The sequence below is a fragment of the Fibrobacter sp. UBA7003 genome, assembly GCA_002449765.1.
Taxonomy (GTDB): domain Bacteria; phylum Fibrobacterota; class Fibrobacteria; order Fibrobacterales; family Fibrobacteraceae; genus Fibrobacter.
In genome coordinates, this window is sequence record DJXN01000015.1 from 240,653 (window position 1) to 265,999 (window position 25,347).

The following is a 25,347-nucleotide window of genomic DNA, read 5'->3' on the forward strand; positions in this document are numbered from 1 at the left end:
ATGCGATTGTTCCTTTACCTGTCGATGCTGGTTTTGTTTTGCGCCTGCTCTAATTCAGAAATGGCAATGCCGGAATATACTTCCGAAGATGATGAAAGTGTCGCTTTTTCAAAAATGATTTCGGTTTCGGCGGCGGGAGAAGAGGTTACCTTGGGTACCAATTCCAACAACGCCCGCACCAACGAACGCCCTGCGATGCAGGTAAAGTTCAGCTATGATTTTTCAATGTCGCGCAGCGAAGTGACATGCGGCGAATTCAACCGTCTGATGAAAAAGTCCTTTGGCTTGTCTCTGAATTGTCACGGCTATTATCCGGCGACAGACGTGACCTATTACGATGCAGTCCTGTTTGCCAATGAACGTAGCAAGAGGGAGGGGCGCGATACCGCCTATTCCTATAGCAAGGCTACGTTCGACAAGAATCATCACTGCACGAATCTGGAAGGATTCTTTTTCTCGACCGAAAGCGAAGGCTATCGTTTGCCGACGGAAGCGGAATGGCTTCTTGTGGCGGGTCGCAACTGGTCTTTTGACAAGGGATGGACGGCAGAAAATTCGAAACTTAAAATCCAGACGGTGTGCGGCAAGGCTAAAAAGGATGAATTTTGCGATTTGCTCGGGAATGTGATAGAATGGGTGAACGACTGGTTCGGTAATTTGAAGGATACGACCCTTTTGAACTATGTCGGGGCTCCTGACGGCGGCGCGTTGGGCCAGCGTGTCATAAAAGGAGGCTGCTACCGTAACGCAAATTCTTTCATTACTCTCTATAATCGCGGTGACATCTATACGGTCGTTTCTTCGACCCGTGCCGAATATGTCGGATTCCGTTTGGCAAAAGGGGCAATTCCCGAACCGACCTGGATGGGAGGCGATGGCAAGGCGGCTACGAGCCGTGTTGTTCCTTTGGCGAGTTCCAGTGCGCTGCATTCCTTGACGGGAACCCACAAGATGAAACTTGCGTTCAGGAACGATATCACGGGCAACTTGGCGTATATCGATTATTCCAGCGGCGTTCCGTCCGTGGTAGAAATCGAGGATACGCTGGATGTCTACCATCCGGAAATTTCCCCCGATGGAAACCGCGTGGCCTTCTGCTCCCGGATTGAAGGTGTCTCGGGAAAGTCCGCCCTTTATGTGCGCGATTTGAACGCGGAGGGGACCAACCTTGTAAAGCTCGAAGTGGAATCGGCCGTAATTCCGCGCTGGCAGGTGCTTGAAAACGGGACCACGATTATAATCTACGTGACGGATGCGGGCAACAATAAGGACGAGACAAGCTTCAAGGAGACTTCTACCTGGCAGGTGAAGTTTGCAAACGGCAAGTTCGGCAAGCCGACCAAAATTTTGGATGGTGCATACCATGGCGGAATCAGTGAAGACAAGTCGCTTGCTGTAACGGGAGCGCGTCTCTTGAGGGCTCGCGTCGCGAAACCGGGTTCGACGGTGTTCAAGGAGGCAAGCGACCTTGTCTGGTACGACAGCGCACAGGCATGCAATGTCTCTCTTTCTAAAGACAGGAGCAAGCGGACCCTGTTCCTTGATTTTGGAGCGGGACCGGGACGTAAATTTGTCGGTGAAAGTTACGGGATGCATGAACGCCTGTTTGTGGCGGATAGTACCGGCAAGCTAATTCAGTCAGTCGCTGCGCCAGCGGGATATTCCTTCGACCATACCGAATGGGGGCAGGGAGGGGAAAATCTGGTGGTCGCTTCGCTTTCCAATCTGGATGGGGCGCACAAGAAGATTGTCCTTGTCGATATGTCCGATTCGAGCGTAGTCGAGCTTGTCGAAGGGGATGAACTGTGGCATCCGAGTTTCTGGGTGAAAGGGAAATCGGACGCTGATCGGGATGTGCTGCTTGATTTGGACAGCGCGGGCATGTATTTCGACTACAATCCCGCCAACCTGCTCCAGGGCTCTTCTGTGGAATTGGCCATGAGGATGCAGATGTTCTGGAAAAACTACCGGAACATTGAGTGCGTTACCCTGGGCAGTTCCATGTTGCTCGACGCCGTAATCGATACTTCGATAACCGCCTTTAAGACATTGAATATGGGCGTGACGCTCGCCGATCTGTTCCTGTTCAAGTATATTGCGTCGAGATACATTCTGCGCTATGCGGAAAAAATCAAGGTCCTTGTCGTAGAACTTTCCCCGGGGTTCCTGTTCCGGCAGGAAAACGACTATTTCTACTACGTGCGCCTGTTCTCGCCGGGACTTATTTACGACGAGCATCATTTGAGCCATGAAACCAAGGATGTTGTAGCCGCCCTGAGCCAGGAGTATTCTTACCCGAGATCCCTTTTCGCCCAGAACTACATGGATGATTCCTTCCTGTTACCTTCGGTTTCTTGGGGCGATACCTATGTCGACGCCGATGTTTCCAAGATGCCGTATAGCAGTGTAAAATTGAGAAGAAACCGGGAAATGCTGGATTCCCTGCGGGCGGAGACGGAACGGCGTGGCGTCAAGCTGATTTTGGCCATCACTCCCCAGAATCCGGATTTCGCAAAGACGGAATCCTTCGGATCGTTCGGCCCCAAAATGGAAGTCGCGAAAAAGATTGTCAGTGCACTCGAGAAATCGGGCTACTATATTTTTGACGAGAACAAGTTTGGAGAACATGATTACACATCCGAAATGGCTTACAACAGCAACCACCTGAGCTATCTGGGGGCGCGCCAGTTTACAGCCCGACTCGATTCCCTATTGAAGACGTTGAGGTGAGTGATGCTGTATAAAGCGCTGCTTTTGCTGCTCTCCCTGTTCTTTTTCTCCTGCTCCAACTCCGTTGGCGGGGATTCGGGTCGTCCTTCGACGAAGGAGTTCGAAAAGGATTCCCTTGCCGGCATGATCCGTGTCCATACGGGCGAATCGTTGGTGGCTCTCGGGACGAACAAGACTTCGGCAAATATCAACGAACGCCCGGAAATGATGGTGGGGTTCGAATATGACTTCTCGATGTCCCGGAGCGAAGTGACGTGCGGAGAGTTCAACGGGCTGATGGAATCTGCGACGGGCCTTTCGCTGGATTGCGAAGATGGCGCTCTCCCGGCAACGAATGTTTCCTATTACGATGCCGTCCTGTTCGCCAATGAGCGCAGCAAGGCGGAAGGTTTCGATACGGTTTACAGCTATAGCATGGCCTCGTTTGACGAACAGCGCCATTGCGTGAAAATGGAAGGGTTCTCGGATCATGCCGATATTTTGGGCTACCGTTTGCCTACGGAGGCGGAATGGGTCTTTGTGGCGTCCCGCAACAGCAATGTGGAAAAGGCGTGGACTGCAGGTAATTCCGGTTACAAGCTGCATCCGGTTTGTGAAAAGGCCGCTGCGAATGAATTTTGCGACATGTTCGGTAACGCCATGGAATGGGTGAACGACTGGTTTGGAATCTTCCGCGATACGACTATTTTGAATTATGCCGGAGCTCCAGATGGGGGCGCCCTGGGACAGCGCGTCTTGAAAGGCGGAAGCTACCGCAACGACGCTTCCTCCATTTCTCTTTACGGCCGCGGAGATGTCTACACGGTCGTCTCGTCTACCCGTGCCGAATATGTCGGGTTCCGCCTGGCGTTTGGCATCATTGTCAACCCTGTGTGGATGGGCGGAGACGGAATGGCGAATTCGAGTCGGATTGCCCCGATGGCAAGTTCTTCGTTTTTGCAGTCGCGGACGGGAACCCGCAAGATGAAACTCGCCTTCCGGAACGACGTTTCGGGCAACATTGCTTTTATCGATTACGCCAGCGGCAGTTTGTCGGTAGTGGAGATTGCGGATACGATAGAAGCGTATCATCCCGAAATTTCGCCTGACGGAAAAAGGGTGGCTTTCTGCACGGGCCTTGAGGGAGTGGCGGGCAAGTCGTCCCTGTATGTGCGCGACTTGAATGCGAATGGCTCGAATCTCGTGAAACTCAATGTGGAATCTGCCGCCATTCCGCGCTGGCGCGTGCTCGAAAACGGCGATACGGTAATCGTTTACGTGACCGACGCGGGCAACAACAAGGATGCCTCCGCATTCAAGGCGGCTTCGACTTGGCAGGTGAAATTTGCGGGCGGCAAGTTCGGAACGCCCGAGAAACTGTTCGATGGCGCCTACCACGGCGGCATCAGCGAAGACAATTCTATTGCGGTTTCGGGTGCAAGGCTTTTGCGCGCCCATGTGGCGGATTCCGGCTCGACGTTGATGGCGCATGCCCGCGATACCGTCTGGTACGATAGCGCGCAGGCGTGTAACGCGTCGCTTGCGAGGGATGGTTCTAAGCGCACTTTGTTCCTTGATTTCGGAAAGGGACCGGGAGTTGACTTTGTCGGTGAAAGCTACGGGACGCACGAACGTCTGCTTGTCTCCGACAGCACGGGCAAACTGCTGCAGGCTGTAGCAGCCCCTGCGGGTTATTCGTTCGACCATAGCGAATGGTCTTTGGGCGGGGGAAATTTCGCCGTTGTGACTCTTTCCAATCTGGAGGGGGCCCATTCGAAGATTGCCCTTGTGTATCTGAAAGACGAAAGTGTCGTGGAAATCGCCGAAGGCGATGAACTTTGGCATCCGAATTTTTGGGTGGACGCCAAGGCTTCTGCACGGCCGAATCTGACGCTGAATGCCGATAGCGCTGGAGTGTATTACGATGAAGGCGTGTGGTACAATGCGTTGGAACTTCGCGTGAAAATGGAGAGGTTCTGGTATCGTCGCGAGGAGGTGACCGTTGTAGGCCTTGGAAGTTCGAGGATGATGTTCGGCATGTACGAGAAGAATGTGAAATCGGAAAACTTCTTGAACATGGCCTATTCCGCAGGCGACATGAGGGGCATGCACTACCTCTTCAAGAATTACATATTGCAGCACGTTCCCAACCTCAAGACGCTGGTGATTGAAATGTCTCCGGACCTGTTGTGGTACGACCGGTCGACATCATGGGGCCCGATTATAGACGGCGTTCCGGGTTTCAAGTATGACGAGGATCATTCTTTCTGGAAAGACGGCGTGCCGGAAGGGTTCTTGAGCCTGGTCTCGGAGTGCCCCAAGCCAGAATCCGTATTGCAGCATCCCTACAACTTGGAAGACTTCTTGTTGCCGACCATGGGGTGGTACGGTATAGACGTATTCCGCGATACGACGGCCCTTTCGACTTTGGATGAAAACTACAAATACGATTTTTCGCTGTTTGAAGAAATTATCAAGATGGCGCGGGAGAGAAATTTGAACATTATATGCTTTATCGCGCCACAAAATCCTGGCTATAGGGAAACGGGCTCGTATGGTGTCTATGGCCCCAAGCGTTCCATCGCGGATTCCATTTTGAGCCGTGTAAAAGGGATGGGGCTCATTTGGATGGACGAAAATAAAATGGGGGACCACGACTATACGGAAAATATGGCCTATAACATGGACCACCTGAGCGCAGAGGGGGCGATGCAGCTGACTGCCCGTCTCGATTCCATACTGGAAACGCTCAAATAATCGGAAAAACGCTACAAAGTGTATCGTGTCATCCTTTTTTCCGTGACGGGTCGCACTTTGTCCACACGCGTAGCTTTTAATTAGTTTTGGATTTGTCGATATTAAGTTATTTTTTAGAGAGTAGTTAATGCCCTGTGGGCACAAGGAGTGTTTATGAATTGTTTGGTAAAAATGGGCCTCGCGGGCCTTATGGCTTTTGGACTTTCGCAGGCGGCGGTAAACTTCCCGTTCCCGCAAATGTCCGATTACGGTGGAAACGCGACTCTCCTGAGCGACAAGGCTGCCGCCTCGGAACAGTTGAAAAGCCAGTTCGCTGCTTGGATGAAGGATATGTACAACGAACAGGGCGATATTGCCGGTGTACGTTCCGATCCGGGTTCTGATCAGTATTTCTCGGAAGGTGTCGGTTACGGCATGCTCCTGATGGTCTATTTCAGCGACAACACCACGAGTTACCAGAGCCAGTTCGACAAGCTTTGGAATTTCTATAAGAAATTTGACGATGGCAATGGTCTTATGCATTGGAAAATCGGCAAATTGAGCGAAGTCTGGGACAAGGGCGCTGCTCTCGATGGCGATATCGATGCCGCCGCTGCTCTCGTGATGGCCTACTACCAGTTTGGCGATGAAAAGTATTTGACCGCTGCGAAGACGCTTATCCAGGCCATGAAAAAGTCGGAGTTCGAATCGAATGGCTTGCATCTGCCTGGAGACTCCTGGGGTGATGCCGGTTTTAACCGCAAGAACCCGGGTTACTTCGATCCGGCCTACATGCCGCTTTTTGCTGCCATCGATACGGAAAACTCCGAGTTCTGGAGCAAGACCGCCTACGATGCGAACATGAAACTGTACGAGTCAAGCTCTAACGAAGTCAAGACGGGCCTGGTGGATGACTGGACCGACAAGAATGGCAAGAGCGAGGATGACTACTACAGCTACGATGCATCGCGCGCCCCGTGGCGTAACGCTAAGGCCGTTTGCTGGCATGGCGATCAGCGTGCGCTCGCCATCGACAAGAAGATGGCGGAGTTCGTGTCGACGATTTCCGCATCGAACATGAAGGGGCCTGTGGTTCGCTCTTCGGGAAGTCTCGGCAACGACCACAACAGTACGTTCGTGACTTCCCTGATGACCTCTCTCATCTCGGATGCCAAGTACCAGTCTAAGCTCGACGAGTACTGGAAAGAGGCTGTGGCGCTCGGTAACGAGAACTACTTCAACCAGTCGCTAAAACTCTTGAATGGGCTCTTGGTTTCGGGCAACATGCCGAACCTCATGACGGCGGGCTCGAATCCGCCGCCGCAGAGTTCCAGTAGCGCAGTCGTGCCCGGAAGTTCCAGCAGTGTGCCGGATTTGAGTTCCAGTTCCGATGGAAGTGTCGCTATCCAAGCGGCTCGCTTGCCGGCCGCGGTGGGTATCTCCCAGCTGGGCCGCACCCTGCATGTGAACGCAGTGGGACACGTGCGCATGGACGTGTTCGGCGTGACGGGAACCGCGGTCAAGACTCTCTGGAATGGGAATGTTTCTGGCGGCATGGCGGTGAGCCTCGAGGGGATTCCTGTGGGTGTCTATGTACTCCGCGTCCAGACTGCGGGAGGCACGCAGTTGAAAAAAATCCGCCTGGAGTAGAATCCAGCTTGGGAATTTTATCGATTCCAAAGACAAAAACGCGCTTGCCGGATAGGCGGGCGCTTTTTTTTCGTATTTTTAGGGCATGAAAAAGTTTGTGAAGATTTGCACTTGTGCGGCATTTGCCGTGACTTCTGTTTTTGCCCAGCAGGGAGCTCCGACGGGTGCCGCTGTTGATCCGACTGCCGACGAGCAGAAGGCACTTTCTGCCCTCAAGGGCAAGCTCGAAGGGGCCATTGTCTGGGCGACGAGTCGCGCGAATTCGCATCATGATATCTGGATTATGAATGCCGACGGCAGCAATGCCCGTGCGCTTACGAGTGGCGACAACGTGGACTGGTTCCCGCGAATCTCTCCGGATGGTTCGACGGTGCTTTTTAATCGCAGCAAGGGCGGCTGGGTGCCTGAAAACGACGCGAACTATCCCGAAAAGTGGGACCTGTGGATGGTCGATATCTCGGGCGAGAACGCGCGCAAGGTGGTGGACAACGCTACATGGGGCACCTGGAGACCCGACGGCAAGTCCATCGTGTTCAGTCGCGCAGGGAAGGTCTTTACGATGGACCTCGCGAACAAGGCCGAAACGCTCGTGCTCGATGGCGAAAAGGCCTTCAACAAGTCCGGTGTTATTCTGCAGGAACCGAACATGAGCCCCGACGGGAAGCATTTGGCGATTACGCTCCGCGGCTCCATGCGCGAGACGGGCGTGTGGAACCTCTCGAAGAATGTCTGGACCAAGTCCGGCGACGGTTGCCAGATTGACTGGAACTTCGACGGCTCCAAGCTCTACCGAGTGAATCCCACGGGTAATGGCGGTACTGCAGCCCCGAGCGAAATCCTGTGGTTTTCTGCCAAGGACGGCAAGCAGATTGAGAAGGTCGGCTTCTTCGGCATCCCGAAGAACGTGAAACTGATGGACCTGCCGGGCCGTCGCAGTCATGAATACTTCCCACGCCTCTCGCCCGATGGCAAGTGGCTTGTGTGGGGTGCGACCGACAAGGGCCACGACCACGACCTGTTCGACTACGAGCTCTACATCTGGAAGATTGGCGAACCGGTGGAAACTGCGACCCGCATTACCTATCACAGCGGCAACGACCGCTGGCCGGATATCTGGCTCGGCAAGGTCCCGGTGAACGCTTCGGCAGGCTCAGCGACCGGAGCGACAAAGGCTGTTGAGACTGCGGCCCAGGCTGCGGTCGGTGCCGCCGTTGCCGGTGGTGTAAGCGATGCCAAGATGGACGAACTCATCCAGGCCATCGATCGCCTGACCGAAGCGGTGAAGGCTCTTTCTGCCGAAAAGAAAGAGTAACTATTTGACCATCTGAAAAACCTTCTCGTCCTTGCGGCTCATGCCGTAACGGGTGCGGAGGATTTCTTCTTTGTAGAGGGAGTCGTTCTGGAGTCTCTCGATGATGAGCTTGCGCTCTTCGATGACGGTGTTGAGCGAATCGATTTGCTTTTGCTTTAATTCGATTTGTTGAATCAGCATCTGCTGCTCGAAAATGTTCCCCTTGCTGAACAGGAGCTGGGATACAACGATAGCGATAAAGAAAATGACGACCACAATGGCGATGTAGATTTTCTTGTGCATTATGCCGATCCGTTGAAGTGGAACATGAAGTTGTCTTCGGTGTGGGCGAGACCCGCAATTTCGAGCTCTGTCAATATAGCTAAAAGTTCGCCGATATTAAAGCCCGATTCTGCCTGGAGCTCGGGAAATGTTTTGCGGTAGCCGTTGACTTTTGCGAAAAGTGCTTTCGCGTTTTTTCCGAGCGTGCAGCCCGCGCTTTCGAAGGCCGTGATGCTCTGACCTCCTCGCCGGGGGAGTCCGAGAACCGAAACTAGACTTTCGGGCCGAAAGACTGGTTTCGCAAGCTCCCGGTCGAGTAGGTCGTTCGTGCCCCCGGCCACTTCGCTGTCGAAGTCGCCGGGGATGGCGTAGAGCGGCTTTCCCTCCTTGCGGGTGAATTCGGCGGTGATGAGCGCTCCGCCCTTCGCCTTGCTCTGCACGATGACAGTCGCTCGCGACATGCCGCTGATGATGCGGTTCCTTGCCGGGAAATTCCCCTTGTAGGCAGGCATGTCGGGTTCGAATTCCGAGACGATGGCGCCGCCGTGTTCGAGGATGCGCCTTGCAAGGTTTCCGCGGCTGCCTTCGATTTTGGTGCCGAGCCCCTGCGCGAGTACGGCGACTGTCGGGATTCCCGCATCGAGCGCGGCTTCGTGACACAGGCTGTCGATTCCCTGCGCGAGTCCCGAGACGACGATGGCTTGTGTCCCGCATAGTGCGCCCACGAGCCTCCGGCAGAGTTCCTGGGCGCTGTTTCTCGGCCTTCGCGTGCCGACCATCGCGATTCCCACGGGGAGGTTTGCGTTGCGAGCTTTCGCGCTGTCGAGGGCGTGAACCGGTGGCGGGAGCGTCCCCATGGCATAGAGCTGTTTTGGCTTGTAGATGGATTCCCCGAGCAAGAGCGGATACTCTTCCGGCTTTACGGTGTAGATGTCTTTCATTGCTTCCCTTTGGGCGTTGTTGTTTGCCCGTGCCTAAAAATACAGAATTCGAGTGTCAAAAACAAGGGGGAGAACCTGCGGGCGCGCGACTTTCTATCTTTGGGCCATGAAGTACAAGTTTGAAGATTTGGTCGATATCCTGTCGAAGCTCCGTGCCGAAGATGGTTGCCCGTGGGACCGTGCTCAGGATACGCACACGCTCTTGCCGTACCTGGTAGAAGAAAGCAGCGAGTTTATCGATGCCGCTCTCGAGGACGACAAGGCGCACATGTGCGAGGAACTCGGCGACGTGCTTTTGCAGGTGGTTTTCCATGCGCAGGTTTGCAAGGAAAGTGGCGATTTCAATATCGACGACGTGGTGCAGGGAATTTGCGAGAAGATGATTCGCAGGCATCCGCACGTTTTTGGCGATGCGCAGGTGGATACCGCGGGCGAAGTGAGCCGCCGCTGGGAAAAGATCAAGGCCCAGGAGGCGCTTCACCAGAAGGATGCCGGCAAGTCCGTGATGGACAAGGTGAGCCGTAGCATGCCGACCTTGGCTCGCAGCCAGGATATTATCCGCCGGGTGGCGAAAGTCGGATTCGATTGGGGCGAGGCCGCACCCGTGTTCGACAAGGCTCAGGAAGAATTTGCGGAATTCCGTGCCGAGATGGAGAAGGTTACGCCAGAGAACGCGAACACCGACCGCCTGGAAGACGAGTTCGGCGATATCATGTTCTGCCTCGTGAACGTGGCGCGCCATAGCGGGTTCAATGCCGACGTGGCACTCCGCCGCGCAAACGCGAAGTTCGAGAAGCGATTCCGCGAGGTGGAACGCCTTGCACGCGAGCAGGGGAAGGCCGTTTCCGAATTCGGACTAGAAGGCCTGCAGCAGCTATGGAAGCAGGCTAAGGTTTCCGCTCGATAGTAATCGAATCCTGCAGGTCTATGCGCAAAAGCCCGTCGCTTGCGGCGACATAGAACTTGTCGAAGTTGCATGAGCTCTCTTCGGCGCCGGTGGCGTCGAATTCCAGAACGTCCTTGTACGTCTTCTTGCCTACGGCGATTGAATCCAGCATACGCACGGTGTAGCCGTCGTTGTTTGTCATCTTGTTCCCGTCGAGGTCCTTGAATACGATGTCCGGGCCGTAGGGCCAATTGACGTCGCGAAGATTCCTGAGACACGAAACGGTCATCTTGCCACCGTTTTCGTCGCATTCAACCCTCACGCCGATGGTAATTTCGTTGAGGAAACCATGTGCCTCGAATTCAAAATACTCGGGCTTGTGGCTGTAGATGCGTTCTCTGTAGGAATCCTCAATGCCCCAATTGTCGATGACCTTGACTGTATCGCCCCATTCCTGTTCCTTCTGCACCAGTTTTGCGAAATCGCCGCCGACATACGGATCGTCTACGTCGAACATCCCGCACGAAGTGAGCGTCAAGGTGAGTGCGACTAGCGTCGTTGCTGTCGAAAACTTATTCATTGTCGCCCCTTTCCTTGATGGTGAAAGAAGCTCCGTCGGTGGTTTCGAGCCTCAGGATTCCCGCAGTCTTGGAAAAGTAGAGAAAAGCGGTGTCGCTTTCGATTTGTTTATGGTAGTTGAGAGCGTCGTAGTGAGCCATGTCCATGATGGCGAAAACGCTGTCGTAAGTGACTCCGTTGAAGGTGATTGTATCGAGCAATCTGACCGTCCCGTCGATTCCCATTTCTTCCGGATTTCCGGCAGAATCAAGTTCGACAAAGAAACCAGTGTTTTTGTGGCTTATGTGCATCGGCATGCTGTGGCTTATGACAAGATTATTCTTGTTTTCTTCCTCGCTGACGTTAATGCCGCCATAGAAGTTGACTTCGACGCTCATGATGGGGTAGGTGGACGTGAGGAGTACAGAGCGGTCCTCTTCTTTTGCCACCACGCAGAAATCGCTCCAGTCCTCCATGAAGGTAGAATCCTGGCTCACGGTCAGGTCGAATTCGAACCCTTCGGAATGCTCGTAATGAACAGTGTTTCCCTTCTTGAAAACATTGGTGGATTTCTGGCAGTCGGCAAGCTTGTATATCGGATGGTAGACCCCGTCGCAGGTGTCGGTACAGCCGCAGGCCGTGAAGGCTACGATGCAGATGTCAATCGTTAGCCCGATTGTCAAGGCCGATAATGCTCTTTTTGGCATGATTTTCTCCTTTTTCCCTTTTGCATAAAATAGCAAAGACTTTGTCTGAAATCATGCCGGGAACCCTATTCCACATTGGAATGTTCCTTACGGGAATGGCGCTTTGTGAAAAATTTTGTTCACGTCCGGAGGATGCGAAGTATATTGAGGGTGTACTTCCAGTCAGTCCTGGTTCTGGAGAAGGGATGCCGGATCGAACCGCGGGGTAGGACTCATTGGGTGTACACTTTCTATTCCAAAGTCACTCGGCCTTCATGGCCGGGTGATTTTTTTCCTTCCCGATGCATACAAATATGCAAGAAGGTCCGGGGCATGTGCCACCGGACCTTGAATCTTGCTTGAAGTCGCTTGGGCTTAGGCGCGAGCCTTGGCCTTGTCGCCGTACTTCTTGATGAGTTCTTCCTGGATGTTGCGCGGCACCGGAGCGTACTTTGCAAATTCCATGGTGAACTCGGCCTTGCCCTGAGTCATGGAGCGAAGGTCGGTAGCGTAACCGAACATTTCGGAAAGCGGAACTTCGGCGGTGATGGTCGTCGTGCCGAGTTCTTCGCTCGTACCGGTGATGGTACCGCGACGCTGGGAGACGTTACCCACAACGTTGCCCTGGAATTCGGTCGGGGTGGCGATTTCGACCTTCATGATCGGTTCAAGAATCTGGGGGCCAGCCTTGGCGAAAGCTTCGCGGAAGGCCATGCGGGCACAAATCTGGAACGCCATGTCAGAGGAGTCCACCGGGTGGAACGCACCATCCTGAACTTCCATTTCGATACCCACGACCGGGAAGCCGATGAGGGAACCGGCCTGCATGCAGCTCTGGAAGCCCTTGTCGCAAGACGGGATGTATTCCTTAGGAATACGGCCGCCGACGACGGAGTTCACGAAGTTGTAGACCTTTTCCTGGTCGCCTTCGACAGGCATCGGGCGCATCACGCCGGACATCTTAGCGAACTGACCCGAACCACCGGTCTGCTTCTTGTGGGTGTATTCGAACTTGGCTTCGCGGGTAATGGTTTCGCGGTAGGCCACCTGCGGAGCACCGGTCTGCACGTCCACCTTGTATTCGCGGCGCATACGTTCGATGTACACGTCGAGGTGAAGTTCGCCCATGCCCTTGATGATGGTTTCGCCGGATTCCTTGTTGACTTCGACCTGGAAGGTCGGGTCTTCCTTCGTGAAGCGGTTGAGGGCCTTGGACATGTTGTCCAGGTCGTCACGGTTCTTGGCTTCGATCACGAGCTCGATCACGGGGTTCGGCACGTGCATGGAAGTCATGTTGTAGTGGTTCTTGCCGTCGGTGAAGGTCGTACCGGAAGCACAGTCGATACCGAACAGTGCAACGATGTCGCCGGCGCCGGCTTCGGTGATGTCCACCATTTCGTCGGCGTGCATACGCACGAGACGGCCCACGGACACCTTCTTGCCGGTGGCCATGTTGGTGATCATGTCGCCCTTCTTGAGGGTACCCTGGTACACGCGGACGTAGGTGAGCTGGCCGTAGCGGTCGTTCACGAGCTTGAACGCGTAGCAGACGAGCGGTGCGTTGTCTTCGCTCTTGAGCACGACTTCGGCTTCGTTGTTGTCGAGGTCGAGGGCCTTGTTTTCAACGTCGGTCGGGCAGGGGAGGTAGTCGATAACACCGTCGAGGAGCTTCTGCACGCCAATGTTCTTGTGGGCAGAACCCATGAACACCGGGGTGATTTCGAGGCGGATAGTGGCTTCGCGGATGGTCTTCTTGATGAGGGCCTTGTCGATCTGGTCCACACCGTACTGGCCTTCCATGGCCTTTTCCATGATTTCGTCGCTGTAGTCAGCGCAGCAGTCGATGAGCTTTTCGCGGTATTCGTTAGCCTGGTCGACGAGTTCGGCCGGGATTTCCTTTTCGATCATGTCGTCGCCGTTGGCGCCTTCGAAGTAGTAGGCCTTCATTTCGACGAGGTCGACCACGCCCTTCAGTTGGTCTTCGAGACCGATAGGAATCTGCATCACGCAGGGCTTGTGGTTGAGCTTTTCCTTGAGCATCACGGCCACGCGGAGCGGGTTTGCACCGGAGCGGTCGCACTTGTTGACGAACACGACGCGCGGCACATGGTAGCGCTTCATCTGGCGGTCAACGGTAATAGACTGGGACTGGACGCCTTCCACACCGGTCAGAACGAGGATAGCACCGTCGAGCACGCGGAGGGAACGTTCCACTTCGATCGTGAAGTCCACGTGCCCCGGGGTATCGATGATGTTGATGGAGTCCTGTTCACCGCTCTTGGTGTGGGTCCAGTTTGCAAACGTGGCGGCAGACTGAATCGTGATGCCGCGTTCGCGTTCAAGTTCCATGGAGTCCATCGTGGCGCCGACGCCGTCTTTACCACGAACTTCGTGGATAGCGTGGATACGCTTTGTGAAGTAGAGGATGCGTTCGGTAAGGGTAGTCTTGCCCGAGTCGATGTGGGCAGAAATACCGATGTTTCTGTGATTTTGGATGTTTTTCATTTTTTATTCCACAAATGGAGTTGATGTTTTGAAGTTTGCGCCCAAAGATAGAAAATTTCGGGGGGTATTCAAGGGCTATTTGCCGCTTTGGGGGCGTTTGGAGCGCTTGAAAACTTCGTTTGTGCCGATAAGGGCGGCTATGGCAACCGCAATCCAGTCCCGATAGCTGCTTCCGGTCATCCAGGGGCCGTAATTCATGAAATGGCGCTGTGCTTCCGGGGTGAGGAATTTGCCCGCCTCGAGGCTCTCGGAAAAACCATCCACGTTGATGGGAATGTAAAAATGCGAAAGCACAAGCTGCAAAATAACGGTGAAAATGGCAAATTTGGGTGCAGGGTCCGCCTTGTCGAGGGCATGGCCCAGCGGCACCAGCAGGAGCGGCAGGAACGGAGCGATGTGCCTCGATTCGCTGTCGAGGGCAAAAAAGAGGAAGACGAGAAGCACTAGCGTATGCCCGGGCGACCTTGCTGTGGAAACCTTTACGAAATCCCTCGCGAACAAGACCAGGAAGGCGGGAAGGGCACCCCAGTAGACGACGTGCCCCGCCAGGGTGACGAGGGGGTACTTTAAGGGACGGATGAGGACCTGGAGCAGGAACACCTTGCCGTCGAAGAAGTAGTCGTTGTTCGTGTGCATGCGGAGGAGCAGGGATACGGCTGCGATGCAGAGCACGATGCCGATGAAGACCCTGGGGCGGAAAGACCGGGCGAAATCCACTGCGGAATAGGGAATGCCGGGGACTTTTCGGAGCAAGGCGATAACCCAGGCGCAGCCCGAGAATGCAATAAGGCAGAAGATGATGTGCCCGGTGCCGAAGTTTCCCATCAGGAGGTTGTCGAGGATTTCCTGCTTGTGCATGACATGGAACAGGATGACGAGAGTCCCGGCGGCAAGCCCGTAGACAAACGGGAGAACCAGGAAAAACTTGGGAACCGGTTTTTCGAAAAGTTCCGGGAGCGCGCCTGCGGACTTGCTCACGCCCAGTCGGAGCGGGAACAAAAGAAGCAGCGTCATCACGTAGGTGAGGGAGGGCCAGGTGACAAGCCCGAGGAGCGAGAGCGCGAATCCCGAGGCCTCCCTGCCTTTGAGGATCGCGTAGTAGGAGGCGAGCGCGACAGTCACGGCGAAGGCGTCCGTCTGGAACGGAACGTAGCCGCAGTTTTTCAGGGTTGCGTAATTGAAGAAGAATAGCGAAAAGAGGACGACCGTTGTGGCGGGTTTCCATCCCTGCAACCGTGCCAGCTTGAAGAACAGCAGGAGCTGGAGGGCGAGGTTTACAAAATGGAGCACGTACATCCCGGCCATCATGTGCGCATTGTCGAGCGGAATGCCGGCCAGATTGTAGACAACGTTCATCAGGCAGAACGGGAAGATGCGCTGGATGCGGAAGCTGTCATAGCCGGTGGCGAAGAAATCTGCGGAAAAGTTGCGGAAGACCTCGCGGTAGAATTCCCCGTCGAATCCCGCGCCTTCGTTCACGGGAATGGTCTCGCCACAGACAGATAGGGCGAATAGGGCGAGGAGGATTGCTGACAGGAGCCCGTAGACGGTGCGGACTGCCAAATGCTTATGCGTGGAGTCGTTCACTTCGCTTCGGAGCTGGAATCTTCTTTGTTGCTAGGTCCGGCGCCTTCCGCGTCGACGATCTCGGCGTCGGTCACAGCCTTGCCGTCCTGGTCGGCGAGCGCCTTGAAGTAGGCCGTTGCCGTCTTGCCGACTTCGAACGTGTCGTAGTAGGTGTAGGCTCCGTTGCCCACTGCCCCCACGACCGGAATGGCGCGGAGCAGCGACTTGCTCAGGAACTTCGAGGAAATCTTGATGCCGATTTTCTGGATGAGCGCCTTGAGCGCGGTGGTGGAGAGCTTCTGTACCACGATGCGGCTGCCGGTGCGCACGGCGATGTCACGGATGAGCTGGGCCGCGCTATGGCGGAACAGGCACCAGACCATGGCCTCGCGGCTTAGTAGGGCGAGCTTGCCGTAGCTTGCCGCGATGTCGGCGACGAGCTGCGCCTGGATGCGCCAGATGGCGGCGATGTCCGGGATGGCGGTGAGGATGCCCGTGATTCCTGCAGGGATAGAGAGCGTGGCGCTTATGGTGGCCGCCTTGAACGCCGCCTGCTGGATAAGCTGGTTCGCCCTCTTTTCCGGTTCCCGGTTTTCGGCGTACAGGGAGTCGGGAATATTCGTGATGAGGTCGAAAAGGATATTGGTCGCCTTTTCCTTGAGTTTTTTCTTGGTATTCTCGGTTTCTTCGGTCATTCGGGACTCCTGTAATGATGAGACTATTTTAATAAATCCTGCGGGGGGTGGCAGGGGATGTTTGGTAAATGTCCCTTGACAGCGTGTCGGTATTGCCGAAGATTGCATTTAGGTAAAAAAATGTTTATTTTTTGTTGTGAAATGAGACTGTTCCGTTCTTGCATATTCATGGTTTCCGTGGTCGCGGTTCTCGCTGTGCCGTCTCTTGCGAAAAACGTATTCGTGGCGGTTCTCGAGACGGTTACCATGGGAAGTTCCGTGTCCAGGGCCGAGAAGGTGTTCCTGACGGACAAGCTCCGGTCCCAGGCGGTGGAAGTCCTGCCCTCGTATAAGGACTTTGTCGTCATGACGCGTGAAAACATCCTCGCATTTTTGCCGCCCGACAAGTCGCTGGAGGAATGCGAAGGCGGATGTCTCGTGCAGACGGGCAAGAATATCGCGGCGGACTACGTGGCGCAGGCCCGCGTGGGGCAGTTCGGTTCGGACTTGACCCTCACGGTCGAACTCTACGAGACGGCGAGCGGCAGGATGCTTTCCAGCTATACGAGCCGGAATTCTTCCGTGGATGAACTCCTCTCCGAAATCGAGAGCCGCTCGGCGATGCTGTTCGGGACCATTCCGGGAGCCATTACGGTAAATGCGGAAAAAGACGGCGGTGGTCATGGCGGATTCACAAGCGTGTCGATGGGAAGTCACTGGTCGTCGTCCAGAATAAAAAAACGGCTGATAGAAGTCTCCTCAAATCCTGTGGGTGCGTTGCTAAGCGTGGATGGTCGTCCGCAGTCGAACTGCCAGAGTACGCCCTGCAATGTGGAACTTACTGAAGGAAACCATAAGTTTACATTTGTGTTGGACCGTTACTTCGACCTTGATACGCTCGTGAACGTGAATGGCAATACTACTAGTCTCGGTGTGCGGATGAAACCGAATTTTGGAACGCTTGTCATTGACCCGAAATTTCCCGATCGTCTAGGGAGCGCGGATGGACTCTCGGTACAAGTTGATAACGAAGACGGAAGTCTGGAAAATACGCTTTCGCCGGGATGGTATCGCGTCGAACTGAAACACGCGTGCTACGAGGATGTGCTCTTTAATGTAAATATAGCCCGAGGTCAGGAATTCCGGTTCGATAAGAAACTTGTTCCCAAGAATGGGCATGTGTCGATTCGCGCCCGTCAGGGAGACTCTCCCCAGAGGGTGCCTGTGTATGTCAACGGCAAGAAGGCCGGGATGACGCCCTTTGACGAGGATGTCTCTGTCTGCGCTACCGTTACGGTGGGCGATGAACAGGCGGGATTCCCCTATGCAATCCAGGCGCATGCGGAAACGGAATGGGTCTACGAAATTCCCGAGGAAGAGGAAGAAAATGAAGAGGAATCTTACGACAGTTACGAATATTCCAGTTCCAGCGAATATACATTCAATCTGTCCGGGTTCTATAGCAGCTCCTCGCGTAGGCGCTCCGAAAGTTCAAGTTCTTATTCCATCAATGAAGTGGTTTCTTCTTCGGACAGCGAGGGACCCGTTAGATTCATTATTCAGGGCTTGATGGGATTTGGGTTCGAAGCTCTTCGCGAGGATGGCGTTGAAGATGAAGAAGTTCTGACGTTCTATGACAATATGAATGGCGGCTGTGATTACTGGGATGATTATTATGGTCGATGCTCTGGCTATTCCGATACAGCTAGTATTGATGGCTTATATGGATATATTGATTTGTTCCTTGGACTGGAATTCGCCCGCTTCCTCACAATTGGAGCGGGAGCAGGAATCGGAGTCTACACGTTGTCCTCGACGGACGACAAAAATCTTGATGAAGATCTCCCCGGTGCGAATTTTGCTCCGAACATATTCTTCGAGGTCTCCTTGGGGACGGAATATACGTTTGGTGCCCGCTACATGTACGTCTTTGAACCCCGTTGGCCGAGTACTAGGATGTCGGGCTTTTTTGAATGGCTGAATGTGTTCGGAATTGAATTGGGTGGAACGAATACAGAAGGCCTGGGAACGAATTTCTTCTTTTCAGTTTATCTCAGGGCCCCTACGCGCGGGAACCTCACTGAATTGCTTAAAGATACAAAGAAAAAGAACTAGAACAGGATTTTCGCAATCCCGCCGGCGATACCCGCGAGCTTGTCACCGCTGTAGTCTGCAATCGCGAAACGCAGCGTGCGGCCTTCCATCGCCATCGCGAGCGCTTCGTTTATCCATGTCCTTTCGCAGGTGATCTTGTCGACGGTGAGCTCGGTGCCCTTGTCGCCGTCGTCAAAGCCGTAGTAGCCGCGGAACATCGTGGGCTCGGTTTCGCCACGCAATATAATGCGGACCTCGGCAATCCTCGCTTCGGAGTCGATGGATATTTCCTCGATGTCGCCAAAACGGAGGACGGTCTCGTTCTTGCGGATGATAGATTCGACCGCCCTGTCCCGGAGGTTCCCTAGAAACGACATCGTGCTTTACTCCCGGAGTCCTGCCTTAGCGGGGCAGAGTGAGAATCTCGATTCCGTTCTTCGTCTTGACGATGGTGTGTTCCCACTGGGCGCTGAGGCTTCCGTCTCGGGTCACGGCCGTCCATCCATCGCTGAGCGTCTTGGTGCCCGGGCGTCCGACGTTGATCATCGGCTCCACGGTGAACACGTTGCCGACCTCAATGAAGGGCGTGCGTTCGGAATTGCGGAAATGGAGCACGGTCGGTTCCTCGTGGAATCCGCGGCCGATGCCGTGTCCGCAGTAGTCTTCCACTACGCTGAATCCGTGTTCGTCGGCGATGTCCTGGATGGCGCATCCGATATCCGAGAAGCGGGCGCACGGTTCTCCGGCGGCGCGGATGCCTTCTTCCATGCAGAACTTCGCGGTATCGACCAGTTCCTGCGCGAGGCTAGAAACCTTGCCGACGCAGAACATGGCAGATGTGTCTCCGTGGTAGCCCGAAAGGATAGTCGTGATGTCGATGTTCACGATGTCGCCATCCTTGAGGATGGTGTCGGCACGTGGAATGCCGTGGCACACGACTTCGTTGATGCTGATGCAGGCGTAACGCGGGTAGCCGTGGTAGCCCATGCAGGCGGAGATTCCCTTGTGGGCGCGCGTGTAGTCGCCGATGAATTCGTCAATTTCGAGTGTCGAGACTCCCGGCTTGCACATTTCGCCTGCGCGGATGAGCGTCTCGGCGGCGAGCGCTCCGGCATCACGGATGAGTTCGATTTCCTTTGCGGATTTTACCTTTATCTTTGCCATTTTGCTTACCTAAAACCAGTCTAACTTAATTTTTCCAAATGTAGCGGTCGACGAGGTAGGCTAGAAGCATCTGGTCTTCGACGGGGCCGTTTGCCAAATCTTTCACGAGCGGGAGCATGCGGCTGATGCGTTCGGTCGCCTTCTGGCCGCCGAAGTGCCTGCGTTCCTGTTCCAGCGAGGTGCGCGCGCGGTCGCTGACGCGCCTTGCAATGTCTTCGTTGGACGGGATTTCTTTCTTGATGAAGTTGATGCCGAAGTCCGCCGCGGTCTGCCGGATTTCGATTTCTTCGACAGGCGTGATGAGCGAGATGCAGAGGCCACTCCTGCCCGCACGGGCGGTGCGCCCGCTACGGTGCACGTACACTTCGTGGTCGGCCGGGTGGTCGTAGACAATCACGTGGGTCACGTGGTCCACGTCGATGCCGCGGGCGGCAACGTCGGTGCAGATGAGGATGCGGAGCTTCTTTTCGCGGAAAGCGTTGAGCGTCTTCTCGCGCATGGCCTGTGCCACGTCGCCGCTGAGAGCCCCCACCTTGAATCCATAGCCCGAAAGCACCTGTTCGAGGTAGCTTACGTCGCTCTTCTTGTTGCAGAAAATCATGCAACTGTCGGGATTGTAGTATTCGAGCACCTTGATGGTCATGGAATCCTTGTCCATCACGTCGCAGGGGTACCAGTAGTGCTCGAGGTTGTTCGCGATGACTTTGTCGTAGCTGAGCGAGAGAAATTCGGCACTCGGACGCTGGAATTCGCGGGCGAGGCTCTTCACCGTCTGCGGAATCGTCGCACTGAACATCGTGCACGAGATTGCCTTGGGCAGGTAGCGGCGAATCTTCTGCATGTCGGGGTAGAATCCCATCGAGAGCATTTCGTCCGCTTCATCGAGAATCAGGTCGCGGATGTCGAGGAAATCGACGTTGCCGCGCTGCACGTGGTCCATGAGGCGTCCCGGAGTCGCGACGATGATGTGGACCCCGTTCCTGAGAGCCTTCAGTTGCGGTTCGTAGCTGACACCGCCGAAAATGGCGACCGAGCGGATGCCCGTGCCTTCGGCAAGTTTTTCGATTTCGTCTTCTACCTGGATGCAGAGTTCGCGGGTGGGCACGAGGATCAGCGCCTGTGGGTAGATGTGGTCGCGGACGATGACCTGCAGGAGCGGGAGCACGTAGGCGCCGGTCTTGCCCGAACCGGTCTTGGACTGCACCAGCATGTCGCGGGCGGCAAGCATGTAGGGGATGGTCTTCTTTTGGACGGGCATGAGCTGCGTCCAGCCGTGCTTCGCCAGAACTTTTTTCTGTTCGTCGGGAAGCATGTCGAATGTGTAGTCGGGGAGCTTGTTCTTGGGCTCGATGATATTGACCGGCGTAAGGAACGGATTTACTTCTTCTTTCTTTTCTTCTTGTATTTCTTCGCTCATAGTGGGCACAAAGATAGAAAAAATCTACATGGGACGTTCACCGCTTGCGCGTGCGTAAGCGCGAGGCGAACTATGTTCGCCGAAGTTTGTATCGTTACAGACTCCAGTGGTATTCGAGTCCGAGGCCGACGAACCAGTCGATGGTGGAGCCTCCGATAATTGTGGGCGCCGCCGCCGCTTCGGGGGTCGGATCCACGTACATGTCGCGTCCGCGTGTCGAAATCCCGGTGCGGATTCCTATGCCATAGTGCTTCTTGAAAACGAACTGGGCTGCTCCGCCGATGACGCCTCCCTTGTAGGCTTCCTCGAAGCGGATACGGACCTTGTAGGCGCGCGAGGGTTCCTTCACGTCGTCGTTGAGCGCGATATCCTCGACAAAGAAGCTGTACTGGAATCCGAGAATGAGGAGGAGGCTGATGTCGAGCCAGCTCTTGATATTGTAGGTCCTAGAGAACAGCGCGTTGAGGCCGATTTCGTGCTGGTAAAAGTCCCAGTGGTCGAGCTCGTCGTAGACGGGGTCGTCGTCATCGGTCTTTACCCTGTGCTTTGCGAAACGGTACTGGAGTTCGAGGCCGATGAACCCGTACCAGATGCCGCCGAGATAGGCGTTGAGCAACGGGTCGGAATCATCGATAAAATTCCAGAGGCTTACCGAATCCTTCGTGATGCGGTAGTTGCGCACTTCGCTTTCGACGTGGCTCTTGTACCAGGTGTAGGGCGTAAGCGGAATATGTGCCTGCGAATATCCGAACGCTACTCCGGCCCAGGCCCGGAACTTGGGAACTTCCTGGTAAAGGTCGTCGGGCTCGTCCTGCAATTTTTGGCGCTCTTCCTTCGAGAGCCTTCGTTTGGTCTTTCCCGAAAAGAATGTGCTTGCGATTTTGTCGGCGAGTGCTACCTTGTCTGCATTCTTGGCAATCGACCCCGCGACTTTCGGGTTTGTCGAAGTCTCGTCGAAAATGGCGACGTTGATGTTGTCCCCGCTTTCGGCCAGGTAGAGCACGATATTGTCTTCAAGACTTTGCACCTTGGCCATGAGGGCGGGGTGGCGGATGTGCAGGTATTCCTCGTCGAGGGCGGGATCCATGTTCTTCTGCAACCATCGAGCGTAGTGCATGGCGACGGAGTCTCGTTCCCATTCCCCGAAAAGCCTGCACTTGGGTTCGCCTGCGCCGGAGTTGTTGCGCTTGAGCGAGAGGCAGAGTTCACGGGGGTCGACAGGGCTCTGCGCATCGGGAGTCCAGATGAGGATGTCCGCGTTTTCCCACAGCACCGGGTGCTTGTTGAAGTACACGTCCTTCGCGAGGCTCGTGGCGGCGAGGGCAAGGAGTGCTAGGATGAATGCCATGGCCCGCTTCATTTCTGCACCCCCTCGTAGAGGCTTATGCGAATCTTGCGTGCTGCGGTGGCGATGAGTGATTTCATGTCGTCCATCGAGAGCTTTACGATGGGCTGCTGGATTTCTTCAACGGCGCTAAACAGCGGACGCTGCCTTTCGTTGTCCCAGAGCGTGTACGAGAATATGGCGCTCAGGTTCTTGGAGGTCGGTTTCTCTTCGTTTTCCTTGTGGATGAGGTCGTAGTCGTAGTAGAGTTCGCGCTTCAGGTCGGTTCCGATGATGAACTCGTGGATGATGAGTACAAGGGCCGGGGTCGAACCGTCGGCATTCTTGACGGCGATGCCCTGTTCCGGGAAGTGTCCCTTGATGAAGATTCGGTCGTCGAGCTTCTGGCTCTCTTCGGGGTATGCGTTTATGGTCGCGTCGGGAACGTCCTTGAGCGCCGGGTATGCCCTGCGCATTTCATCGAGGAAGGCGCGTTCGCAGAACGATGTCACCTGCACCTGCGCACTCTCGGGAGCGATTTCCAGTTTCTTGGCGAACCACTTGGACCGCGTCAGCACGAATGCGTTCTGCGTGCCGCTGATGGAAAGCGCGCTGTAGGGGGGCTGCTTGTATAGCGGATGCGACTTGCTCCAATGGTACGACGGGCCGCACCCGACAAGGGCGCACACGGCGATGCACAGTGTGGCAAGCTTCCTAAACACGTCACTCCCTCAATGGAAGGCTGGCCCTAGTTGGCGCCCCACTTTTCGCGGTAGGCGTAAACCTTTTCGAGGATTCCTTCGGGGGCGTTGATCGCCTTGCGGTTCTCTTCGCTTTCGAGGAATGCGATGATATCGTTGATGTTCACGATGGAGTGGGCCTCGATTCCGTATTCGTCCTGCACCGTCTGGAGCGCGGACTTGCCGTTGTCGAGCTTTTCCTTGCGGTCGACGGAAATGAGAAGCCCGATGACATTCGCGTTCTCGATTTTTGAGAGCGCCTGCATCGTCTCGTTCACGCTGGTGCCTGCGGTAATCACGTCCTCGATAATCACGACGTTCGTCTTCTCGGTGTACTTGTAGCCGACGAGCATGCCGCCTTCGCCGTGGTCCTTCGCCTCCTTGCGGTTGTAGGTGAAGGTGAGGTTCTGGGCGTACACGTCGCTGAGTTTCATCGCGGTAGCGGCGCAGAGCGGAATTCCCTTGTAGGCCGGGCCGTAGAGGTTCTGGGCCTTGCCGTCGAAGTGGACCATGTAGGTGCTTGCGTAGTATTCGGCAAGCTTCGAAAGTGTAGCTCCGGTGCGGAACTCCCCGGTGTTGATGAAATACGGGGTTTCGCGGCCGCTCTTGGTGACGAAGGTTCCGAACTTGAGCGCGCCCGCTTCAACGAGAAAATGGACAAACTGGTCTTTGATGTTCATAGGAAAATCCTTATGCGGCACCGCCCAGGAGGAGGGCTGCAATGCTGGAGAATACGGCGACCTTCTCGGTCAGGACTTCGATGGCGATGAGGATGGCGAACACCACCACGCAGAGCCCGATATAGAAGTAGAAAGACTTCTTGAATCCCTTGATCTTGAGCTTGAAGATGAGCCAGAGGACAAAGCTCAGGATGGCGCTGAATATCCAGGCTGCTGCTCCCGGCAGGGGGACGAGCCTGCTCACGCCGAAGGTAAGGGCAATGCCCGGGATGAAGAAGAAGGCGATGCACAGCACGCAGAGGAGGGCGAATCCCACGTAGTGCGCGAACCCGCGTTCCTTCTGGATGATAATCTGCGGTTCCTCGCTTTCCGGCTTCGGGGCTTCGGCGACGGTTTCCTGTTGGGCTGCTTCTTCCGGGGCTGCTTCGGCAGCTGTCGTATCGTTTGTTGCGGGGGCAGCGTTCGTGGCTTCGGCGGCTTCGACTGCGGGAGCCTCGGTGGTTTCCTTGTTCTCGTTCAGGTTTTCTTCGTTCATGTTAACTCCTACAGGATAAAGGTTCTTCCGGCGTAGACGAAAACGCGGTGCTCAAGCCAGAGTTTGAGGGCGGCAGAAAGCGTCCGCTTCTCGATGTCCTTTCCAAGTTCCACCAGTTCGTCGATGCTTGCCGTTTCGGGCACGCGCTGGATATCCTGGCAGATGATGGGCCCCTGGTCCAAGTCCTCGGTGGCAAAATGCGCCGTGGCGCCGATAATCTTCACGCCCTTGTGCCATGCCTGGTGGTAGGGCTTTGCCCCCTTGAATGCGGGGAGGAACCCGTGGTGGATGTTGATAATCCTGTACTTGAATTCCTCGGTAAAAGCCTCGCTCAGAATCTGCATGTAGCGGGCGAGCACGATGGTGTCGGTCTTCGTCTCCTCGATGATTTCGCGGAAACGGTTCTCGGGAATGCTCTTGTCCGGGTTCGACGGCACGTAGTAGAACGGGACTCCGAAAGTGCCGCCCACGGGACCTAAGTCGGGGTGGTTCCCGACGATGCAGCTGAATTCGCAGGGGAGGTCTCCGTCGCGTCTCTTGAGCAAGAGGTCGTAGAGGCAGTGGTCCGTCTTCGAGACGAAAATGGCCACGCGTTCGGTCTTGGAGGTGTCGAACAGCTTCCAGTTCAGCTGGAGGTGCGGGGCGAGCGTTTCGAGGTGCTTGTTGACTTCGCTGATGTCGCCAGCTTCCAGTTCAAAAACGGCTCGGAGGAAAAAGGTCTCGATATCTTTCGCCGTATGCTGTTGCAGGTCGATGATATTGGCGCCTGCTTTGGCGAGAACCTGGGTGGTCCCGGCGATAAGCCCCTTTTGGTCGGGGCAGTGAATTTGCAAAATGTAACGGGTCATAGCCATATGTAAAATGTAGTTAATTGTAAAAAGGGCGCCTTGAGGAATTCCGCAAAAAAAG

Annotated in this window: 21 protein-coding genes; 6 read left to right on the forward strand and 15 right to left on the reverse strand. The window is 55.1% G+C overall.

Annotated elements, in window-relative coordinates:
* The 4 genes from B2952_RS13100 (at position 1) to B2952_RS13115 (ending at position 8,407) form a co-directional block, all read left to right on the forward strand.
* A complete protein-coding gene (locus B2952_RS13100; RefSeq protein WP_290733536.1) occupies positions 1–2,730 on the forward strand; it encodes a TIGR02171 family lipoprotein in 2,730 nt (909 codons plus the stop codon).
* 3 nt (positions 2,731–2,733) lie between these two features.
* Positions 2,734–5,466, forward strand: a complete 2,733-nt coding sequence (locus B2952_RS13105) for a TIGR02171 family lipoprotein (RefSeq protein WP_290733538.1) — start codon at positions 2,734–2,736, stop codon at positions 5,464–5,466.
* A 153-nt stretch (positions 5,467–5,619) separates the two neighbouring features.
* Positions 5,620–7,095: a glycosyl hydrolase family 8 gene (locus B2952_RS13110; protein ID WP_290733540.1), complete on the forward strand. Its 1,476-nt coding sequence runs from the start codon at positions 5,620–5,622 to the stop codon at positions 7,093–7,095.
* An 85-nt stretch (positions 7,096–7,180) separates the two neighbouring features.
* The gene (locus tag B2952_RS13115; protein WP_290733542.1) at positions 7,181–8,407 is read left to right on the forward strand and encodes a hypothetical protein; all 1,227 of its coding nucleotides are present in this window, start codon (positions 7,181–7,183) and stop codon (positions 8,405–8,407) included.
* On the opposite strand, the gene B2952_RS13120 is transcribed toward B2952_RS13115, so the two are convergent.
* Together B2952_RS13120 and B2952_RS13125 are read right to left on the reverse strand one after the other, a co-directional pair.
* Positions 8,408–8,689, reverse strand: coding sequence for an FtsB family cell division protein (locus tag B2952_RS13120; RefSeq protein WP_173365959.1), 282 nt, complete (start codon positions 8,687–8,689; stop codon positions 8,408–8,410). It lies immediately after the preceding gene.
* Positions 8,689–9,609 (reverse strand): DNA-processing protein DprA, encoded by a 921-nt coding sequence (locus tag B2952_RS13125; protein ID WP_290733544.1) that lies wholly within the window; start codon positions 9,607–9,609, stop codon positions 8,689–8,691. The genes B2952_RS13120 and B2952_RS13125 overlap by 1 nt, the downstream gene beginning before the upstream one ends.
* A gap of 106 nt (positions 9,610–9,715) precedes the next feature.
* Here B2952_RS13125 and mazG point away from each other — a divergent pair, with 106 nt between their 5' ends.
* Positions 9,716–10,516, forward strand: coding sequence for a nucleoside triphosphate pyrophosphohydrolase (mazG, locus tag B2952_RS13130; protein WP_290733546.1), 801 nt, complete (start codon positions 9,716–9,718; stop codon positions 10,514–10,516).
* Here mazG and B2952_RS13135 read toward each other — a convergent pair.
* From B2952_RS13135 to B2952_RS13155, 5 genes are all read right to left on the reverse strand, one after another.
* Positions 10,497–11,075 (reverse strand): hypothetical protein, encoded by a 579-nt coding sequence (locus B2952_RS13135; RefSeq protein ID WP_290733548.1) that lies wholly within the window; start codon positions 11,073–11,075, stop codon positions 10,497–10,499. The genes mazG and B2952_RS13135 overlap by 20 nt on opposite strands.
* On the reverse strand, positions 11,068–11,760 hold the full coding sequence (locus B2952_RS13140) for a hypothetical protein (RefSeq protein ID WP_290733549.1): 693 nt from the start codon (positions 11,758–11,760) through the stop codon (positions 11,068–11,070). Before B2952_RS13140 ends, B2952_RS13135 begins: the two co-directional genes overlap by 8 nt.
* Before the next feature lie 354 nt (positions 11,761–12,114).
* The gene (gene fusA, locus B2952_RS13145; RefSeq protein WP_290733551.1) at positions 12,115–14,244 is read right to left on the reverse strand and encodes an elongation factor G; all 2,130 of its coding nucleotides are present in this window, start codon (positions 14,242–14,244) and stop codon (positions 12,115–12,117) included.
* Between the two features lie 75 nt (positions 14,245–14,319).
* Entirely contained in the window at positions 14,320–15,831 is a 1,512-nt protein-coding gene (locus tag B2952_RS13150) for a hypothetical protein (protein WP_290733553.1), read from the reverse strand.
* Entirely contained in the window at positions 15,828–16,505 is a 678-nt protein-coding gene (locus B2952_RS13155; RefSeq protein ID WP_173380890.1) for an EcsC family protein, read from the reverse strand. Before B2952_RS13155 ends, B2952_RS13150 begins: the two co-directional genes overlap by 4 nt.
* 141 nt (positions 16,506–16,646) lie before the next feature.
* On the opposite strand from B2952_RS13155, the gene B2952_RS13160 reads away from it, so the two are divergent.
* Positions 16,647–18,599 carry a PEGA domain-containing protein gene (locus B2952_RS13160; protein WP_290733555.1) on the forward strand — a complete coding sequence of 651 codons (1,953 nt, stop codon included), beginning with the start codon at positions 16,647–16,649 and terminating at the stop codon, positions 18,597–18,599.
* Here B2952_RS13160 and B2952_RS13165 read toward each other — a convergent pair.
* From B2952_RS13165 to purU, 8 genes are all read right to left on the reverse strand, one after another.
* A complete protein-coding gene (locus tag B2952_RS13165; RefSeq protein ID WP_290733557.1) occupies positions 18,596–18,955 on the reverse strand; it encodes a hypothetical protein in 360 nt (119 codons plus the stop codon). The two genes, B2952_RS13160 and B2952_RS13165, sit on opposite strands and share 4 nt — an antisense overlap.
* Before the next feature lie 25 nt (positions 18,956–18,980).
* On the reverse strand, positions 18,981–19,742 hold the full coding sequence (map, locus tag B2952_RS13170; RefSeq protein ID WP_173380893.1) for a type I methionyl aminopeptidase: 762 nt from the start codon (positions 19,740–19,742) through the stop codon (positions 18,981–18,983).
* 25 nt (positions 19,743–19,767) lie between these two features.
* Entirely contained in the window at positions 19,768–21,159 is a 1,392-nt protein-coding gene (locus tag B2952_RS13175; protein ID WP_290733559.1) for a DEAD/DEAH box helicase, read from the reverse strand.
* 94 nt (positions 21,160–21,253) lie between these two features.
* Entirely contained in the window at positions 21,254–22,519 is a 1,266-nt protein-coding gene (locus B2952_RS13180; protein ID WP_290733561.1) for a hypothetical protein, read from the reverse strand.
* The gene (locus B2952_RS13185; protein ID WP_290733563.1) at positions 22,516–23,205 is read right to left on the reverse strand and encodes a hypothetical protein; all 690 of its coding nucleotides are present in this window, start codon (positions 23,203–23,205) and stop codon (positions 22,516–22,518) included. Before B2952_RS13185 ends, B2952_RS13180 begins: the two co-directional genes overlap by 4 nt.
* Before the next feature lie 26 nt (positions 23,206–23,231).
* Positions 23,232–23,903, reverse strand: coding sequence for an orotate phosphoribosyltransferase (gene pyrE, locus B2952_RS13190; RefSeq protein ID WP_290733565.1), 672 nt, complete (start codon positions 23,901–23,903; stop codon positions 23,232–23,234).
* A 10-nt stretch (positions 23,904–23,913) separates the two neighbouring features.
* A complete protein-coding gene (locus B2952_RS13195; RefSeq protein ID WP_173380898.1) occupies positions 23,914–24,438 on the reverse strand; it encodes a hypothetical protein in 525 nt (174 codons plus the stop codon).
* An 8-nt stretch (positions 24,439–24,446) separates the two neighbouring features.
* The gene (gene purU, locus B2952_RS13200) at positions 24,447–25,292 is read right to left on the reverse strand and encodes a formyltetrahydrofolate deformylase (RefSeq protein ID WP_173365942.1); all 846 of its coding nucleotides are present in this window, start codon (positions 25,290–25,292) and stop codon (positions 24,447–24,449) included.
* Between the last annotated feature and the right edge of the window lie 55 nt (positions 25,293–25,347).